The following is a 16977-nucleotide window of genomic DNA, read 5'->3' as shown; positions in this document are numbered from 1 at the left end:
CTGATGATGCTCGACCGACGGCCGCGGGGAGGGGCCGCGACGGAAGTGGTCGTCGACGGGGACCGGGCGTCCGGCAGCACGGTGCTCCTCGACCTCGTCCCGGCGGTGTCGGCGCTTCCGGCCGACGCCGAGCACCGCTGCACGGGCCTCGCGGACGTCGCCGTCCGCTGAGGATCAGCCGGTGGGCGTGCCCGTGGGGTCGAGAGTGTCGGCGTCCGAGACGTCGGTGCACTCACGGGTCTGCGGGATGTAGGAGACGGCGTTCGCCAGGTCGAGCGCCGCGGAGGATCCGGACGCGCGGCTCTGGTCGACAGTGATCTCCACGGCGGGATCGCGCCCGTAGGTGGTCAGCGTGTAGATGTCCTCGTCCTTCTGCGTCTCGTCGATGATCCAGTCGACTCCGCTGACGTTCACGCAGAGGTCCGTCGTGGGGCCGGGAACCTCGACTCCGCAGTGCAGGATGACCGCGGCCGGGGTGCCCCAGGCGGCGGTGCCCTGAGCGTTCGTCTCGCGCTCGGGCTGCTCCGCGACCACGTCGGGCAGGCGCACCGAGACCTCGGCACAGCCGGTGCTCGTCGCGTCGGCGGCGGGCTCGAGGGCGACGCTGGCCGAGCAGCCCGAGAGCAGCAGGACAGCGGCGGCGGCGAGGAGGGGGGAGCGGAGTCGGCGGGGGGACATCGCCGTCAACGCTAGCGTGTGAACCATGGCAGAGGATCGAAGTCCCACCCTGGCCGAGCTCAGCGAGGGCGAGGTGCTCGCGAGGGTGCTGGCCCGCCTCGGCGGCCCGGGAGCAGAGACCCTGGTCGGGCCCGGAGACGACTGCGCGGTGCTGCGCGCTCCCGACGGCCGCTTCGTGGTGACCACGGATATGATGGTGCACGGCCCGGACTTCCGGCTGGCCTGGTCGAGCCCTGCGGACCTGGGCTGGAAGGCGGCGGCCTCGAACCTCGCCGACGTCGCGGCGATGGGGGCCCGGCCCACCGGGCTCGTCGTCGCGCTGGCGGCACCCCGGTCGCTGGGCGTCGACGTGCTGGAGGGGATCGCAGGTGGGCTCGCCGCCGGCTGCGCCGCGATGGCGCCGGGATGCGGAGTCGTCGGGGGAGACCTGTCCGCCTCCGCGACGCTGACGCTCTCGATCACGGCGTTCGGCTCACTCGACGGACGGCCGCCGGTGCTGAGGAGCGGTGCGAGGCCGGGGGACGTGCTCGCCGTGGCCGGTCCGCTGGGACGAGCGGGGCTCGGGCTGCGACTCTTGTTCGAGCAGGCGCGGCGGGACGGGGAGCCGTCGGCCGACCTCGCCGCCCGGCTCCGCGAGCGTCATCCGTCCCTCCTCGAGGCGCAGCTGCGGCCGACTGCGCCTATCTCCGCGGGCGAGGCCGCGGGCGGGACCGCCACCGCGATGATGGACGTCTCGGACGGCGTGGTGCTCGACGCCCGGCGGATGGCGCGGGCGAGCGGAGTGACGATCGACCTCGATCCCGCGGCGGTCGACGAGCACGCACGCGAGCTCACGGAGGTGGAGGGCGTGGACCTCGACCTGGCGAGGGCGCTGGTGCTGGGAGGCGGCGAGGACCACGCGATGCTCGCGTGCTTCCCGCCCGCCTCGGTGCTGCCGGAGGGCTTCGTCCCGCTCGGGGTCGTCAGCGACGGCGAGCCGGAGGTGCGGCTGGGCGGGCGCGCGCTCGAGGATCGCGGGGGCTGGGACCCCTACCTCGGCTGGGACGGCGCGGCGGGCTGAGGCCGGTCGCTCGGACCGGGGCAGAGGACCGCTACTCGGAGACGGGCGACGCAGGCGAAGCAGGCGAAGCCCACCAGATCGTGGTCTCGCCGTAGTCCTTCCTCCGCTCCCGCTCCAGGCCCGCGGGCCAGCGCGGCTCCGGGCTGCGGGAGCTCCGCTCCACGACGACCACCGCGTCCTCCCGCAGCAGCGGCAGCACGCCGGCGAGGTCGGCGGCGAGGTCGTCCTCGCCGAGGTCGTAGGGCGGATCGAGGAACACCGTGTCCGTGTTGAGGGCCGGCGAGCCGTCGAGGAACGAGCGGACCGAGCCGGTCACCACCTCGATCCGCGGGGCGGGCCGCTTGTTCTTGGTCGCGGCGGTCGCGATCGCCCGCGCGTTCTCGCCCGCGGTCCGCGCCGCCTTCGGGTCGCGCTCGACGAGGACGACCGCGCTCGCTCCGCGGCTGGCCGACTCGAGCCCGAGGGCGCCGGAGCCGGCGTAGAGGTCGACCACCGTCGCGCCGTCGAGGGCGTCCCGGGCCTCGAGGGCCGAGAAGACGGCCTCGCGCACGCGGTCGCTGGTGGGGCGGGTGCCCGCGCGCGGGACCCGGAGGGTGAGCGAGCCGGCGAATCCGGCGATGATCCTGGTCACCGGACCGAGCATAGGGCGGCTCCCGCGCCCGCGGCGTCCTGCGGCGGCCGAGCGGCTCCCGCCTGGCGGCACACTGCGAACTCGCGGAACCTGGACCCTTTTCCCGTCAGGACTGCGAGAATCCGTAGCTATGACGTCGCTCGAAGACACCCGCTCCGCTGTCGGCCGCCGAGCGGCACCCGAGACGCCCCTGACCCGCGAGGAGTTCACCGCGCACTGCGGCGCCGTCCTCGGGAACCTCACCCGCGTGATCGACGGCAAGTCGGCCGAGGTCTCGATGGCGCTGACGGTGTTCCTCGCCGGCGGGCACCTCCTGATGGAGGACGTCCCCGGCACCGGCAAGACGGTCCTGGCGAAGTCGCTGGCGGCCTCGGTCGGCGGCAGTGTCGCGCGCATCCAGTTCACGCCCGACCTGCTCCCCTCCGACGTCACGGGGGTCTCGGTCTACAACCAGGCGACCCGCGACTTCGAGTTCAAGCCGGGCCCGGTGTTCGCGAACATCCTGATCGGCGACGAGATCAACCGGGCCTCGCCCAAGACGCAGTCGGCGCTGCTGGAGTGCATGGAGGAGCGCCAGGTCTCGGTCGACGGCACCACTCACCTCCTCCCGCGCCCCTTCGCCGTGATCGCGACGCAGAACCCGGTCGAGATGGAGGGCACCTACTCGCTGCCCGAGGCTCAGCGCGACCGTTTCATGGCGCGCCTCTCCCTCGGCTACCCCGACGAGCGCGCCGAGCTCGAGATGATCCGCACCCGCGACTCGGCCAGCCCGCTCGAGGAGCTGCGGCCCGTCGTCGGCCTCGCCGAGCTCGAGCGGATGATGGCCTACGTGCGCTCCGTGTACGTCGCACCGCCCGTGCAGGAGTACGTGGTGGCGATCATGCAGGCCACCCGCGTCGACCCCGAGCTGCGGCTCGGCGGGAGTCCGCGCGCCACACTCCAGCTGATCGCCGCCGCGAAGGCGCTCGCCGCCCTCAGCGACCGCGACTTCGTCGTGCCGGACGACGTGGACGCGCTCGCCGTCCCCGTGCTCGGCCACCGCCTCCTGCCCGCCACGCGCCTCCCCGGCCGCTCCGGCGCCGGATCCTCGCACTCGGTCACCGAGATCGTGCAGCGCATCGTCGCGGCCACCCCCGTCCCTTTCGGCAACCGTGGCGACTGAGGCCCGCCCGACCGAGACGCCGTCGTCCCGTCTCGGCGGCCTGCCCGCGCTCCGCGGCGTCGCGCTGACGCTGCGCGGCTGGGCGCTCCTGCTCCTGGGCGTCGCGGGGGTGGTGATCGCGCCGCTGTCGGAGTTCCGCGAGCTGCTGTTCGTCGGCCTGGTGCTGCTGGGCCTGCCCGTGGGCGCGCTCGTCTCCCTGCTCCTGGCACCGGCGTCGTTCCGGGTGCAGCGCCGCTTCGCTCCACAGACCGTCGCGGCCGGCGACGTGGTGGAGGTCGACGTGCTGCTCGAGAACCGCGGCCGCGCTGTCCGCAGCGGAGCCCGCGCCCACGACCGGCTCGAGCGCGTGGAGCGCGGAGTCGTCGTCGGCCGGCCGGTCGCCGAGGGCGTCTTCGGGCTCCCGGGCGTCCCGTCGGGCGGCCGCGTGCGCGCCCGCTACCGTCTGCCCGCCGAGCGGCGCGGGATTCACCGCATCGGCCCGCTGCGCCTGGTGCGCGGCGACGGCCTCGGGCTCGCGCTCCGCGAGAGCGTCGTGGGGGCGGCGCAGCCCTTCGTCGTGACTCCGCGGGTCGTACCGCTCCAGAGCGACGTGCTCGACGCGCACGGAGCCGGCGGATCGAGCCCGGTCGCGCACGCGACGGCCGGCGCCGGCACGGACGACGTGATCCCGCGCGACTACCGCCCGGGTGACGCCATGCGCCGGGTGCACTGGCGGGCGAGCGCCCGCTCCGGCGAGCTCATGGTCCGCCAGGACGAGCAGAACACCGACCCGCACGCCTGGATCCTCCTCGAGACCCGGGCCGAGCGCGTGCTCGAGCGGCGCGGCGACGACCGGTTGGAGTGGGCGGTGTCGATGACGGCCTCTCTCGCGGTCCACCTGCTCGACCGCGGCTTCGAGACCCACCTCGTCGAGACGGGTGCGGACGGCGAGCCGGAGCACTCGGAGGACGAGCGCGAAGTGGCGCACGACGTGCTGCTGCGCCTGGCCGAGCTGGCGCCCTCGCGCGAGTCGGTCGCCGCCGTGACCCGGATCGCGGCCGACATGCGCGACACCGGGGGAGTGCGCCCGGTCTTCGCCGTGCTCACCCGCCTCCTCGAGTCGGACCTCGACGACCTCGGCTCCCTGGCTGCGCAGTCGCGCCCCGCGATCGCCTTCGTCGTCGCCGGCACTGTCGAGGAGGAGGCGGCTCTCGCCTCGCTCGGATGGTACGCCGTGTCCGTCGACCCGAGCGCCTCCGTCGAGGAGGCGTGGGCGCAGGCCCTCGCCCTGCGGGTGGTGGCGTGAGCCGCCGCGCCGAGAGCGATCCGCGCGCCGGGTCGGCTCCTCTGAGCGGTCTGCTCTTCCTCGCGATCACGGCCGCGGCCGCCGGGATCGGCCGGCTCCTCGTCGGCGTCGACTGGCTGGTGCTCCTCGCGAGCGCCGTCGCCGTGGTCCTCGGCGTCCCGGCCGCCGCCCGGGCTCTGCGCGTGCATCCCGTCGTCCCGCCGATCCTCGGCACGCTGACCGTGGTCGGCGTGCTGACCGCGATGTTCGTGCCCGGTCGGGCACTGCTGTTCGTGATCCCCACTCCCGGCGCCGTCGCTCAGGCGGAGGCGCTCGCGCAGGGCGGCTTCCAGTCCATCGCCCAGCAGGGGCTCCCGGCCGTCGCCGACGACGGCATCTCGTTCCTCCTGATCGGCGGGGTGGTCGTGCTCGCCTGGGCGGCGGACCTGTTCGCCTTCTCCGTCCGTCTCCCCGCGCTGGCGGGGCTGTTCCCCGCGGCGCTGCTCGCCGTGCCGGCGATCGTGGACCCCTCCGAGGTGTCCTGGGCGAGCCTCGTCGTGACAGCGCTCGCCTACGCGGGCGTGCTCGCCGCCACAGCCGCCCCCCGCCGCCCGAGCGGCCCGAGCGCGGCCTCGGCCGTGCTGCCCGCGTTCGCGGCCGTGACCGTGGTCGTCCTGGGCGCGGGAGTCGTCGCCGGATCGGCGGCCGGCTACGCGCGCACCAGCGCCCCCTCGGGCGTCTCCGGCAGCCTCTTCAACGGGGCGATCGACCCGGTGGTCGCCCTCGGCGCGGACCTGCGCCGCCCGAACCCCGTGACCGTGCTGCGCTACGCCACCGACTCGGACCTGCCCGTCTACCTCCGCGTGCTGACCGTCTCCGACTTCGACGGCGACGACTGGGCGCCGAGCGAGACGGAGCAGACCGCTCCGATCGACGCGCCGATCGCGCCCGAGGGGCTCTCCGAGAGAGTGCCGCGCGAGGCGGAGGAGGTCGACGTCTCGGTGGAGACGCTGCGGAGCCAGTGGCTCCCGGTGCCGTATCCGGTCTCGTCGCTGACGGGCGTCGGCGACGGCTGGCTCCAGGACGTGCAGGACGGCTCGATCCGCGGCGACGCGACGACCCGCTCCGGCGACGACTACCAGGTGCAGGCGCTGCGGCTCGAGCCCGACCCGCAGCAGCTGCTGGCCGCTCCCGCGCCGTCCGGCGTCGACCGCTACCTCTCGCTGCCCGACGACGTGCCCGAGATCGTCCGCACCACGGCCGAGGAGGTCACGGCGGAGGCTCCGACCGCCTACGACCGGGCGCGTGCGCTGCAGACGTACTTCCGCTCGTCCGAGTTCCGCTACTCCGAGGACACCCCGGCGGAGGAGGGCTACGACGGCGACGGAGTCGGCGTGCTCTCGGCGTTCCTGACGACGAAGGAGGGCTACTGCGTCCACTTCGCCTCGGCGATGGCGGTGATGGCGCGCGAGCTCGGGATCCCGTCGCGGCTCGCCATCGGCTACCAGCCCGGCTCCGTCGTGCCCTCCGGCGGCAGCGACCTGACCACCTACCGCGTCCTCTCCTCCGACCTGCACGCCTGGCCGGAGCTGTACTTCGAGGGGGTCGGCTGGCTGCCCTTCGAGCCGACGCCCAGCCGCGGGGCCCCGGCCTCGTACACCCTGCCGAGCGCGACGGCGTCCTCGGGACCCACCGCCCCGGGCTCGACCGCGACCACCGCGCCCGGCGCGACCAGCGCTCCCGCTGCGACGCCCACTCCGACCGCCGCCTCGGCCACGCCGACCCCCGGTGCCGTCGGCGCCTCGAGCACCACGGCGGCTCCTGCGGCGACGCTCTGGGTGCTCCTCCTGCTGCTCGTGCTCGTGCCCTGGCTGATGCGCGCCGTCCAGCGCGCGCTGCGCCGCCGGTCCGCCCGCTCCGGCTCCGTCGAGGCCGCCTGGGCCGAGCTGCTGGCGACCGCCCGCGATCTGGGCGTTCCCGTGGAGGACACGGAGTCGCCCCGCGCGCAGGAGGCCCGCATGGCTCCCGCCCTCGAACCCGGAGCGGCGGCACGTCTGCAGGGGCTCCGGGAGCGCGTCGAGCGCCGGCGCTACTCGCCGTCCGCGAGCGAGTCGGAGGCGTGGGACGACGCGACCGCCGTGGCCGCCGCGCTCCGCGGCTCCGCGGGTGCCGGTCGGCGGCTGCTCGCGTCGGTCGTCCCCCGCTCGGCGCTGGACCCGGTCGCCCGGCTCGCGCGTCCGAGGTCCGACCTATGATCGCTAGGTGATCCCGGACCCCCTCGACGCCTCGCTCGCGCCGCTGATCGGGCCGCGCACGGCGAGCGCGGTCGAGAAGGCCTTCGGGTACCGCACGGTCGGCGAGCTCCTGGGCCACTACCCGCGCCGCTACGCGAAGCGGGGCGAGCTGACGGCCCTCTCGCGCCTCCCCGTGGGCGAGAGCGTGACGATCGTGGCGGAGGTGCGCGAGGTGCGCGAGCGCCCGATGCGCAACCGGCGCGGCAACCTGCTCGAGGTCGTCATCTCGGACGGCTCGGGCACGCTCTCGCTGACGTTCTTCGGACAGCCCTGGCGCGCGGCGAAGCTCCACCGCGGCGTGCGCGGGATCTTCGCGGGCACGGTCTCGATGTTCCGCGACACCCCTCAGCTCACCCATCCCGACTACCGCCTGTTCGACGACGAGGAGGCCGCCGCGACGGAGACGGGAGGCGGCGAGCTCGCGAAGGACTGGGCCGAGCGGCCGATCCCGATCTACCCGGCGACCAGCGCGATCTCGAGCTGGCAGCTCCAGGCCGCGATCGGCGTGCTGCTGGACGGCCTGCGCGACGTGCCGGACCCGATGCCCGAGCAGGTGCGCGCCGGCCGCTCACTGCTGGGTCTCGGCGAGGCGCTGGAGCTGATCCACCGGCCGCAGCGCGAGGGCGAGGAGGCGCAGGCGCGCGAGACGCTGCGCTTCCACGAGGCGTTCCTCCTGCAGCTCGCCCTGCTCGAGCGCCGGGCGTCTGCGCGAAGCAGTCCCGCGACCGCTCGCGTGCCCGGCCCCGGGGGGCTGCTCGAGCGCTTCGACGCGGCGCTGCCCTTCGCCCTCACCGGCGACCAGACCGCGGTGGGGCACGAGATCGCCGCCGACCTGGCCGCCGAGAGCCCGATGACCCGGCTGGTGCAGGGCGAGGTCGGCTCCGGCAAGACCCACGTCGCGCTCCGGGCGATGCTCGCGACGGCCGAGAGCGGCGGGCAGGCGGCGCTGCTCGCACCCACCGAGGTGCTCGCCGGGCAGCACCTCCGCTCGATCGCGAGGACCCTCGGTCCGGAGCTCGCGGCCGAGCTGGTGCCGACCCTCCTCACCGGCGGGCTGGGAGCGGCGCAGCGTCGCGCGGCCCTCCTCCGGATCGTCTCGGGCACGGCGAAGATCGTCGTCGGCACGCACGCCCTCCTCGGCGACGCGGTCTCCTTCTACGATCTGGGCCTCGTCGTGATCGACGAGCAGCACCGCTTCGGCGTCGACCAGCGCGACGCCCTGCGCCGGAAGGGCGCCACCCCGCCGCACGTGCTCGTGCTGACGGCCACGCCCATCCCGCGGACCGTCGCCATGACGGTCTTCGGCGATCTCGACACCTCGACCATCCGCGAGCTGCCCGCGGGGCGCCCCGGCATCACGAGCCACGTGGTGCCGCTCGCCGACCATCCCGCGTGGATCGCGCGGGCGTGGGAGCGGGCCGAGGAGGAGATCCGCTCGGGTCACCAGGTCTACCTCGTCTGCCCGGCGATCGAGCCGGGGGAGCCCGCCGAGGGAGCGCAGCCGCCCGAGGAGGACGCCGCCGCGCCGCTCACGACCGTCGCGGCGACGCTGGAGGGCGTGCGCGCGCATCCGCTGCTCGGGAAGCGGCGGTCGGCCGCGCTGCACGGGCGGATGACGACGGAGGAGAAGGACGCCGTGATGCGCTCCTTCGCCGCGGGGGAGATCGACGTGCTGGTGTCGACGACGGTCATCGAGGTCGGCGTGGACGTGCCGAACGCCTCGATGATGGTCGTGCTGGACGCCGAGCGGTTCGGGGTCTCGCAGCTGCACCAGCTCCGCGGGCGCATCGGGCGCGGCGGCGTCGCGGGGGTGTGCCTGTTCGTGACGGCGGCGGAGGCGGGGACGGTCGCGCGCGAGCGGGTGGAGGCGGTCGCCGCGACGCTCGACGGCTTCGCGCTCGCCGAGGTCGATCTGGAGCTGCGCCGCGAGGGCGACGTGCTGGGCGACTCGCAGTCCGGCGGCCGCTCGTCGCTCCGCCTGCTGCGGGTGGTGCAGGACGCCGACGTGATCGTGGAGGCGCGGGCGCTGGCCGAGCGCCTCCTGGCGGAGGACCCGTCCCTCGCCGCGCACGACCGGCTGCGGGCCGCGCTCGAGCGCCGCGTGCAGGACCGCGACCGGGAGTTCCTCGCCAAGAGCTAGGCGGTGCGCGCCCGCTACTCTGTCGGCATGGCCCGCATCGCCGTCGTCCCCGGCTCCTTCGACCCCGTGACCCTGGGGCATCTCGACGTGATCGAGCGGGCCGCGCGCCTGGTCGACGAGCTGCACGTGGTGGTGGTGCACAACCCCGCCAAGACGGCGCTGCTGCCGATCGCCCAGCGCGTCTCGCTCATCGAGCAGTCGATCGTGGAGGCGGGGGTCGAGGGGCGGATCGTCGTCGCCTCCTGGAGCATGGGCCTGCTCATCGACTACTGCACCGACGTCGGCGCGAGCATCCTGGTGAAGGGCATCCGCTCGCAGGTCGACGTGGCGTACGAGACCCCCATGGCGATCGTGAACCGCAACCTCGCGCACGTCGAGACGGTGTTCCTCCTGCCCGATCCGGCGCACGCCCACGTGTCGAGCTCGCTGGTGCGGCAGGTCTCCTCCCTCGGCGGCGACGTGGCCCCCTACGTGCCGCCCGCGGTCGCCGCGTACCTCGCCGCCGGCTGAGGCGCCGCCGATCGTCCACCCGGGCGATCTCGGAGCCGTGGACCCGTGCGCCCGCGGCAGCCGGGAGAATGGACCGGTGAGCGAGACGCGCGTGCAGGCCTGGGCCCTCGACGGCATCCCGGAGGTGACACCCGGTGACGACCTGCTCGAGCTGATCCTCGCTGCCGTCGCCGCCGCCGCCGAGGAGGACCGGCCCGCGGACGGCGACATCCTCGTCGTCACGAGCAAGGTCGTCTCGAAGGCGGAGGGGCGCGTCGTCGCCGCCGCCGACCGCGAGGACGCGATCACGGCCGAGACCGTCCGCGTCGTCGCCACCCGGGCGCACGGCTCCGGCGTCACCCGCATCGTGGAGAACCGCCTCGGGATCGTGCAGGCGGCGGCTGGAGTCGACGCCAGCAACGTCGCGGAGGGGACGGTCCTCCTCCTCCCCGTCGACCCCGACGCCTCAGCGCGGGCCCTCTGTGCGGGCCTCCGGGAGCGGCTCGGCGTGGAGGTCGGCGTGCTCGTCAGCGACACCCTGGGCCGCGCCTGGCGCGTCGGGCAGACCGACGCGGCCATCGGAGCCGCGGGCGTCCTCGTGATCGACGACCTCCGCGGCGGTGTCGACGCCCTGGGGCGCACGCTCGGAGTGACCATGCCGGCCGTGGCGGACGAGATCGCCGCACTCGGCGATCTGGTGAAGGGCAAGGCGAGCGGACGACCCGTCGCCGTCGTCCGGGGACTCGCCCGCCTGGTGACGGGGGTCGAGAGCCCGGGCGCCCGCACGTTGACCCGCACGGGTCCCGACGACATGTTCCGCCTCGGCGCTGACGAGGCCTACGCCGAGGGCTTCGCGGCCGGGGCCGCCGCGAGCGAGGAGCGCGCGTGACCGGCTGGAGCGCGGTCGTCGTCTTCAAGGGCCGCGGCGGCTCGAAGACGCGCCTCGACGTGCCGGGGCGCGCGGCGCTGGCCGAGGCGTTCCTCCTGGACACGCTCGCCGCCGTGGCCGCCGCCGAGCCGGTGGCGAGCCTGCTCCTGGTCACGTCCGACGCCGGTGCGGCCGACCGCGCGCGGGCGGAGCATCCGCAGCTGGTGGTGGTGCCCGACCCGGGGACCCTCGACGCCGCCGTGTCCCGGGGAGCCGCGACCGCCCTGCACCGGCGGCCCGACGCCCCGGTGATCGTGCTGACCGGGGACCTGCCCGCGCTGCTGCCGGCGGACCTCGCCGAGGCGCTCGCGACGCGGTCGCTCCCCGCCGTCGTCCCGGACCGCGAGGGGAGCGGCACCACGGCGCTCCTGCTGGCGGCCGGAGCCCTGGTCGCTCCGGCGTTCGGCCCGGGGTCTCTGGCCCGGCACCGCGACGCGGGCTGCACCGTCGTCGTGCTGCCCGGCTCGTCGACGCTGCGCCTGGACGTCGACACGCTCGCCGACCTCGGCGACGCGGAGGAGGCCGGCGTCGGCCCGCACACCTCCCGCGCGCTGGCAGCGGCGGCCTGAGGCGCGGCGGATCCCGAGCCGCCGCCGCGGTCAGCCGCCGAGCAGACCCGCCTCGAACGCCGCCGTCAGGCCGGCGTCGATCCCGAGCGGTGCGCCGTCGACCGAGCGGACGGGGATCGCCCGCCGGGTGCTTGACACCAGCCAGGCCGCGTCGGCGCCGGTGAGCGCCGAGACGGGCAGCTCGCGGCGCGAGGACGCGAGACCGCGGCGCTCGCCCAGCGCGAGGATCCGCTCGACCGTCGTGCCGGCGAGCACGCTGCCCGAGAGCGGCGTCGCCAGCACCCCGTCGGCGAGGAGCACCAGGCTCGAGGTCGCCCCCTCGAGGAGCAGCCCGTCGCTCGTGCGCCACACCACGTCGTCCGCACCCCGCGTGGCCGCCTCGCGCAGCGCCGCCCGGGTGACGGCGCCCGAGGTGGTCTTGACGCCCGGGAGCAGCCACGGCGCGAGCGGGCCGCTCGCATACCCGCGGTCCAGCACGACGACGGCTGCGCCCTCCTCCCGGAGCGCGCTCGAGTCGGGAGTCGGAGCCGCGCGGACGGTGCACCGGGCGGAGTCGCCCGAGCCGTGGGCGGCGATGAAGCGGATCGTCAGGTCGTCCACCCGGTCGTGCTCCGCCACGGCGAGCTCGACCGCTCGGGACCAGAGCGATGCCTCCGGGATCGTCAGCCCGACGGCCCGGGCCGACCCGGCCAGCCGCTCGAGGTGCTCGGCGAGCGCGCGGGGACGTCCGCCGAGGACCGCGACGGTCTCGAAGACCCCGTCGCCGCGGAGGTAGCCCGCCTCGTCCACGCGGACGAGAGGACCCTCCGGGTCGCGGAGCACGACGGCGCCGGAGGTGATCTCGACCAGGACGGGGGTGCTCATCCGCCCATCCTGCCCCCGGAGGGGCCTCAGCGGGGGAGGAGGCCGCTCGCCACGTCGGACGGCTGCACGAGCTCGCGCCACGGCTCCGGCCGGAGTCCTGCGCCGCCGAGCACGTCTGCCTCGGCGAGGAGGTCCACGTCGAGACCGGTCAGCTCGCCGATGCCGGCGACGGGCAGCTGGAACGTCCTGAAGCCGCCGAGCGGCACCAGGCCCTCGCGCACCCGCTCCACGAGCTCGCTCTGGTCGAGCAGGTAGGCGCTGGTCGCGAGCGTCGATCCGTCCGGGCTCCACGCGGCGATCTTCCAGAAGCGGCGGGGGATGCCCGTGCCGCGGTAGACCGGGTCGTCGTCCGCGAGCACGGGCCCGGTGAAGACGCTCAGGCGCGTGCGCCAGGTCTGCGCGTACTCGAGAACCAGCGTCTCGAGCCCGAGCCACAGCTCCTGCGACTGATTGAAGCCGCTCGCCTGGGGCGCGGCGTTCGTGTAGCAGAAGCTGTCGCGGTTGGCCGCGGCGGCCTCGTCCCGGTCGCCCCAGACGGGGTCGCGGCGGCGGACGAGGTGGCCCCGGTCGAGGTCGTTGCGGGCGTACACCTCCGGCCCGGTCTGCTCGGAGGCGGGGATGCGCTCGTCGAGGTGCCAGTCGTCGCCGCGGCCGAGCTCGACCAGGCGCGCGCCGTCGATGTTCACGGCCGTCGAGACGGCCAGGCGCCGCTCCGGATCCAGCAGCACCTCGAAGTGCGTGTACGGCAGGAGCCGCACCGGGCGCTCGACCCTCAGGCACGGCGCCGCAGCAGGGACGCCGAGGAAGTCCGCGTCGAAGCTCACTCCTCGACCTCCGCCGTCGGAGTCGCTGTGGGCGTCGCTGTCGGAGTGGCCGTGGGCGTCGCCGGCGGAGCCTCGGTCGCCGGGACTCCCGTGCCGGTCGGCGCCGGAGCCGGTGCCTCGGTGGCGGCGGCAGGGACCTGCGAGCCGTTGCTGATCAGCAGGGCGATGTCGGAGTAGCGCGCGACGGTCGTCCCCGCGGCCGGGTCGGTGCCCGCCACCACTCCGGCGGGGAGCGACGAGTCGATGGTCGCCCCCTCCTCGACGTCGAAGCCGAGGTCCTCCAGCGCCTCCGTGGCGTCGTCGACCGAGCGGCCGGAGACGGTCGGCACCGCGATCTGGCGGCCGTTCAGCAGGGCGCTGCTGGGCTCCTCGAAGTCGTCCCCGCCGTACTTCTGGTCGGCGCGGGTCATCACCGAGTTCCAGATGTAGTGGCGGATGTTGGAGGCGTAGGGCCGGCTCTCGAGCTCGGAGTTCGGGAAGCGGACCTCGCGCATCGAGGTGTGGCCGTCGATGTTGCCCACCCAGACCACGGTCGCGACTCGCGAGCTCGCGCCGTCCATCCAGGTCGACTCCGCGTTGTCGGTGGTGCCCGTCTTGCCGATGTGCTCGATGCCGTCGTCCGGGTCGGACTGGGCGGCGGTGCCGCCGGTGACGACCCTCTGCAGGGCGTAGTTCGCGACCGCCGTCAGCTCCGGGCTGAGGGCCTGGTTGCAGGTGGAGGTCGGCGGCTGGACCGCGGCGCCGGTCGCATCGGTGATCGAGTCGATGGCGATCGCGGAGCAGGCGGTGCCGTTGTTGGCGAAGCCGGCGAAGGCGGTGACCATCGAAAGCGGCGAGATGAGCGTGTCCGAGCCGAGGACGGCGGACGGCTTGTAGTCGACCTCGCCGCCGTCGGCCGCCTTCACTCCGAAGCCGACCGCGCGGTCGCGGATCGCGCAGAGGTCGAGCTGCTGCGCCATCGAGACGTAGACCGTGTTGATCGACTGCATCGTGCCGGTCAGCACGCTGTAGCTGCCGTTCTCGCCGTCGTCGTTGTTGACCTCGTAGGAGGTGTCGAGCTCGCCGCCGGGCGCACAGCTGGCGGGGAAGCCCGAGAAGGTGCGCTCGCGGCCGTTGATCGTCTCGTTCAGGGTGCGGCCGCTCGCGAGCCACTGCGCGAGCGTGAAGACCTTGTACGTCGATCCGACCTGGAACCCGGCGGATCCGCCGTAGGCCGTGTCGGTGTTGAAGTTGACCGCGGAGAAGTTCGCGCCGTTCACAGCGCCGGCCGCGTCGTAGTCCTTGTTCTGCACCATCGCCAGGATCCGGCCGGTGCCGACCTCCATCGAGACGGTCGCGCTGCCGATGTTGGTGTCGAGGGTGGGGACCTTGGGGACGGCGTTGTTCGTCGCGTTGGCCGCGGTGTCCTGCAGGTCGCGGTCGAGCGTCGTGTAGATCTTGTAGCCGCCGCGCTGGAAGTTCGCGAGTCGGGTGTCCGCGTCGTCGCCGAACGCCGGGTCGTTCTGGACGACCCGGGTGATGTAGTCGCAGAAGAAGGCCGCGTTGCCGGCCGTCTGGCAGCCGGTGGGCGTCTGCGTGATGGCGGGGACGACCTCCTCCGCGACGGCGGCGTCGTGATCGGCCTGCGAGATCTTCCCCTCCTTCAGCATCTGGTCGAGGACGTAGTCGCGGCGGACCCTGTTGTCCGGGATGTTCTCGGGCTGGTCGATCCTGAGGCCGTTGGGGTTGTTGACCGTGGCGATCAGGCTCGCGGCCTGCGCGAGGCTCAGATCGGCCGCGGTGGTCGAGAAGTAGTACTCGGCCGCCGCCTGGATGCCGTAGACCTGGCCGCCGAAACCGGCGATGTTGAGGTAGCCCAGGAGGATGTCGTCCTTGCTGTACTTCTTCTCGAGGTCGACGGCGAGCTTCATCTCCTTGAGCTTGCGGCTCGGAGTGGTCGCGGTCGCCTCCTCGTAGGCGGCCTCCGAGGCGGCCTCGTCGGTCGCGCTCAGCGACTCCGCCTTCTGCACGAGGACGTTCTTGACGTACTGCTGGGTGATCGAGGAGCCGCCCTGGAGGTCCCCGCCGACGATGTTGCTGAGCACCGCGCGGATCGTGCCCTGCAGGTCGACGCCGCCGTGGTCGTAGAAGCGCGGGTCCTCGGTCGAGACCGCCGCGTCCTTGACGGACTGGCTGACCTGGTCGAAGGCGACCTCCTCGCGGTTCTGCGCGTAGAAGGAGGCGAGCAGCTCGTCCGAGCCGTCGGTGCGCTTCGCGTAGATCTCGGTCTTCTGGGCCAGCTGGCCGAGCTCGAGGTACTCGGGCACCGTCTCGAACAGCCCGATCGGGTTGTTCTCGGCGAGACCGGTGACGGCGAGGGCGGGAGTGACTCCGACCGTGATCAGCAGGCCCCCGGCGAGGCTGGCTCCGACGATCCCGAGGACCCGGGCGAGCACGCCGCCGCGGGCGGTTCCTTGCGCAGACATGGCTACGAGAGTAGGCGACGAGTCTGGATCCGTCGTGCGGCCGCGCTCCGGGGCGCGGATGCCCGTCCTCCGGGCCCCGGGAGCGGTGGTCGCCGGTACGGTGAGCGGGTGAGCAGAGCCCGAGCATGACCGCCTCCGCCGACCCCGCCGAGAAGCGCCGCCGCGCGGTGCTCGTGGTGGCCGTCCTCGCCTCCTTCGTCGCCTTCCTCGACGGCACCGTCGTCAACGTCGCCCTGCCCGCGATCACCCGCGAGCTCGGCGGCGGGCTCGCGGTGCAGCAGTGGGTGGTCGACGGGTACCTGATCACGCTCGGCGCGCTGATCCTCGTGGCCGGCTCGCTCGCCGACCGCATCGGCCGGGCCCGCAGCATGACCATCGGCCTGATCGGCTTCGGCATCACCTCGCTCCTCTGCGCGCTGGCCCCCACCGCCGAGGTCCTCATCGTGGCGCGGATGCTCCAGGGCGCCGCCGGGGCGATCCTCGTGCCCAGCTCGCTCGCCCTCATCATCGCGACGGTCCACGGCGCAGCGCAGGCCCGGACCATCGGCGCGTGGACGGCCTGGACCGGCACGGCGACGATCGCCGGGCCCGTGCTCGGCGGCCTGCTGGTGGACGCGGGCTCGTGGCGGTACGTCTTCGCCCTCAACCTGCTGCCGATCGCGGTGACGCTCGTCCTGCTGCGTAGGCTCGGCGCGGTCGACTCAGGGACCCGGGTGCCGATCGACGGCGTCGGCGCGGTGCTCGGGGTGATCGGCCTGGGAGGGCCGGTGTTCGCGCTGATCGAGCAGGAGCGGCTCGGGATCCAGCACCCGCTCGTGCTGACCGCCCTGATCGGGGGAGTCGCCGCCCTCGTCGCGTTCGTCGTGTGGGAGCGGCGCGCGGCGCACCCGATGCTCCCTCTGTCGCTCTTCGCGTCGCGGAACTTCACCGTCGGCAACGTCTCGACGGCGTTCGTCTACGGCGCGCTCTCGTTCGGCTTCTTCGCGCTGGGCCTGTTCCTGCAGCAGACCCTGGGCTTCTCGGCGACCCTGGCCGGACTCGCGACACTCCCGCCGACGATCCTGCTGCTCCTGCTCTCGCAGGTCTCCGGGTCGCTGTCGGCGCGGTTCGGTCCGAGGCTCTTCATGGGCGTCGGACCGCTGATCGCCGCAGCCGGGTTCCTCCTGCTGTCCTTCGTCGACGAGGGCGCCGACTACGCCACGCAGCTGCTGCCGGGGATCCTCCTGTTCGGCTTCGGCCTCGCGGTGACGGTCGCCCCGCTGACCTCGACGATCCTCGGCGCGGTCGAGGACGGGCACAGCGGAGTGGGCTCCGCCGTGAACAACGCGGTCTCGCGCATCGCCGGGCTGGTCGCCATCGCCGCCACCTCGCTCGTGGTCGGCGACTCGCTCGACGTCGAGGGCTTCTCCCGCGCGGCCGTCGCGACCTCCGCCCTCCTGGTCGCCGGCGGCGTCGTCTCCCTCCTCGGCATCCGCAACCCGGCCCCCGCCGACCGCTGACGACCGCCCCGGAGTGCGGGGCCGGCCCCCGTCCGGGGTGCGGCACCGCGTGTTCACGGGGCGTCCGCCGATCCTTCGACGGAACGTGGATGAAATAGTTGTCGCTACAT

At 74.2% G+C, this 16977-nt stretch carries 15 protein-coding genes; 10 read left to right on the top strand and 5 right to left on the bottom strand.

The genetic code is table 11. The features are described from left to right. Nucleotides 1–3 precede the first annotated feature (3 nt). Nucleotides 4–171, top strand: a complete 168-nt coding sequence (locus tag GSU45_RS09850; RefSeq protein WP_159914588.1) for a hypothetical protein — start codon at nucleotides 4–6, stop codon at nucleotides 169–171. A 3-nt stretch (nucleotides 172–174) separates the two neighbouring features. Here GSU45_RS09850 and GSU45_RS09845 read toward each other — a convergent pair whose 3' ends face one another. After that, entirely contained in the window at nucleotides 175–678 is a 504-nt protein-coding gene (locus GSU45_RS09845; protein WP_159914586.1) for a DUF3515 family protein, read from the bottom strand. Between the two features lie 25 nt (nucleotides 679–703). Between GSU45_RS09845 and thiL the strand changes: the two genes are divergently transcribed. Beyond that, nucleotides 704–1738 carry a thiamine-phosphate kinase gene (gene thiL, locus GSU45_RS09840; RefSeq protein WP_159914584.1) on the top strand — a complete coding sequence of 345 codons (1035 nt, stop codon included), beginning with the start codon at nucleotides 704–706 and terminating at the stop codon, nucleotides 1736–1738. Between the two features lie 31 nt (nucleotides 1739–1769). On the opposite strand, the gene GSU45_RS09835 is transcribed toward thiL, so the two are convergent. Further along, the gene (locus GSU45_RS09835; RefSeq protein WP_159914582.1) at nucleotides 1770–2369 is read right to left on the bottom strand and encodes an RsmD family RNA methyltransferase; all 600 of its coding nucleotides are present in this window, start codon (nucleotides 2367–2369) and stop codon (nucleotides 1770–1772) included. Between the two features lie 130 nt (nucleotides 2370–2499). On the opposite strand from GSU45_RS09835, the gene GSU45_RS09830 reads away from it, so the two are divergent. From GSU45_RS09830 to cofC, 7 genes are all read left to right on the top strand, one after another. Further along, nucleotides 2500–3531 carry a MoxR family ATPase gene (locus GSU45_RS09830; RefSeq protein WP_104225624.1) on the top strand — a complete coding sequence of 344 codons (1032 nt, stop codon included), beginning with the start codon at nucleotides 2500–2502 and terminating at the stop codon, nucleotides 3529–3531. Then, a complete protein-coding gene (locus GSU45_RS09825; RefSeq protein WP_159914580.1) occupies nucleotides 3521–4816 on the top strand; it encodes a DUF58 domain-containing protein in 1296 nt (431 codons plus the stop codon). The genes GSU45_RS09830 and GSU45_RS09825 overlap by 11 nt, the downstream gene beginning before the upstream one ends. Beyond that, complete coding sequence (locus tag GSU45_RS09820) at nucleotides 4813–7050, top strand: DUF3488 and transglutaminase-like domain-containing protein (RefSeq protein WP_159914578.1); 2238 nt, start codon at nucleotides 4813–4815, stop codon at nucleotides 7048–7050. The genes GSU45_RS09825 and GSU45_RS09820 overlap by 4 nt, the downstream gene beginning before the upstream one ends. A 10-nt stretch (nucleotides 7051–7060) precedes the next feature. After that, nucleotides 7061–9229 carry an ATP-dependent DNA helicase RecG gene (locus GSU45_RS09815; RefSeq protein ID WP_159917041.1) on the top strand — a complete coding sequence of 723 codons (2169 nt, stop codon included), beginning with the start codon at nucleotides 7061–7063 and terminating at the stop codon, nucleotides 9227–9229. A 27-nt stretch (nucleotides 9230–9256) separates the two neighbouring features. Then, nucleotides 9257–9739, top strand: a complete 483-nt coding sequence (gene coaD, locus GSU45_RS09810) for a pantetheine-phosphate adenylyltransferase (protein WP_159914576.1) — start codon at nucleotides 9257–9259, stop codon at nucleotides 9737–9739. A gap of 76 nt (nucleotides 9740–9815) precedes the next feature. Next, entirely contained in the window at nucleotides 9816–10607 is a 792-nt protein-coding gene (cofE, locus tag GSU45_RS09805; RefSeq protein ID WP_208543421.1) for a coenzyme F420-0:L-glutamate ligase, read from the top strand. Next, nucleotides 10604–11215 carry a 2-phospho-L-lactate guanylyltransferase gene (cofC, locus tag GSU45_RS09800; RefSeq protein WP_159914574.1) on the top strand — a complete coding sequence of 204 codons (612 nt, stop codon included), beginning with the start codon at nucleotides 10604–10606 and terminating at the stop codon, nucleotides 11213–11215. Before cofE ends, cofC begins: the two co-directional genes overlap by 4 nt. 30 nt (nucleotides 11216–11245) lie before the next feature. Here cofC and GSU45_RS09795 read toward each other — a convergent pair whose 3' ends face one another. From GSU45_RS09795 to GSU45_RS09785, 3 genes are read right to left on the bottom strand one after another with little or no spacing between them, the layout of a single operon-like run. After that, nucleotides 11246–12079, bottom strand: coding sequence for an aminotransferase class IV (locus tag GSU45_RS09795; protein ID WP_159914572.1), 834 nt, complete (start codon nucleotides 12077–12079; stop codon nucleotides 11246–11248). A gap of 26 nt (nucleotides 12080–12105) precedes the next feature. Continuing rightward, the gene (locus tag GSU45_RS09790; protein ID WP_244248085.1) at nucleotides 12106–12903 is read right to left on the bottom strand and encodes a DNA/RNA non-specific endonuclease; all 798 of its coding nucleotides are present in this window, start codon (nucleotides 12901–12903) and stop codon (nucleotides 12106–12108) included. Then, nucleotides 12900–15368, bottom strand: a complete 2469-nt coding sequence (locus GSU45_RS09785; RefSeq protein WP_159914570.1) for a transglycosylase domain-containing protein — start codon at nucleotides 15366–15368, stop codon at nucleotides 12900–12902. The genes GSU45_RS09790 and GSU45_RS09785 overlap by 4 nt, the downstream gene beginning before the upstream one ends. 125 nt (nucleotides 15369–15493) lie before the next feature. Here GSU45_RS09785 and GSU45_RS09780 point away from each other — a divergent pair, with 125 nt between their 5' ends. Further along, entirely contained in the window at nucleotides 15494–16867 is a 1374-nt protein-coding gene (locus GSU45_RS09780) for a DHA2 family efflux MFS transporter permease subunit (RefSeq protein WP_159914568.1), read from the top strand. The last annotated feature ends 110 nt before the right edge of the window (nucleotides 16868–16977 follow it).

Source organism: Rathayibacter sp. VKM Ac-2801 (assembly GCF_009834245.1).
GTDB lineage: Bacteria > Actinomycetota > Actinomycetes > Actinomycetales > Microbacteriaceae > Rathayibacter.
The sequence above is the reverse complement of the archived record's forward strand: the minus strand, read 5'-3'. Positions and strand labels throughout refer to the sequence as shown.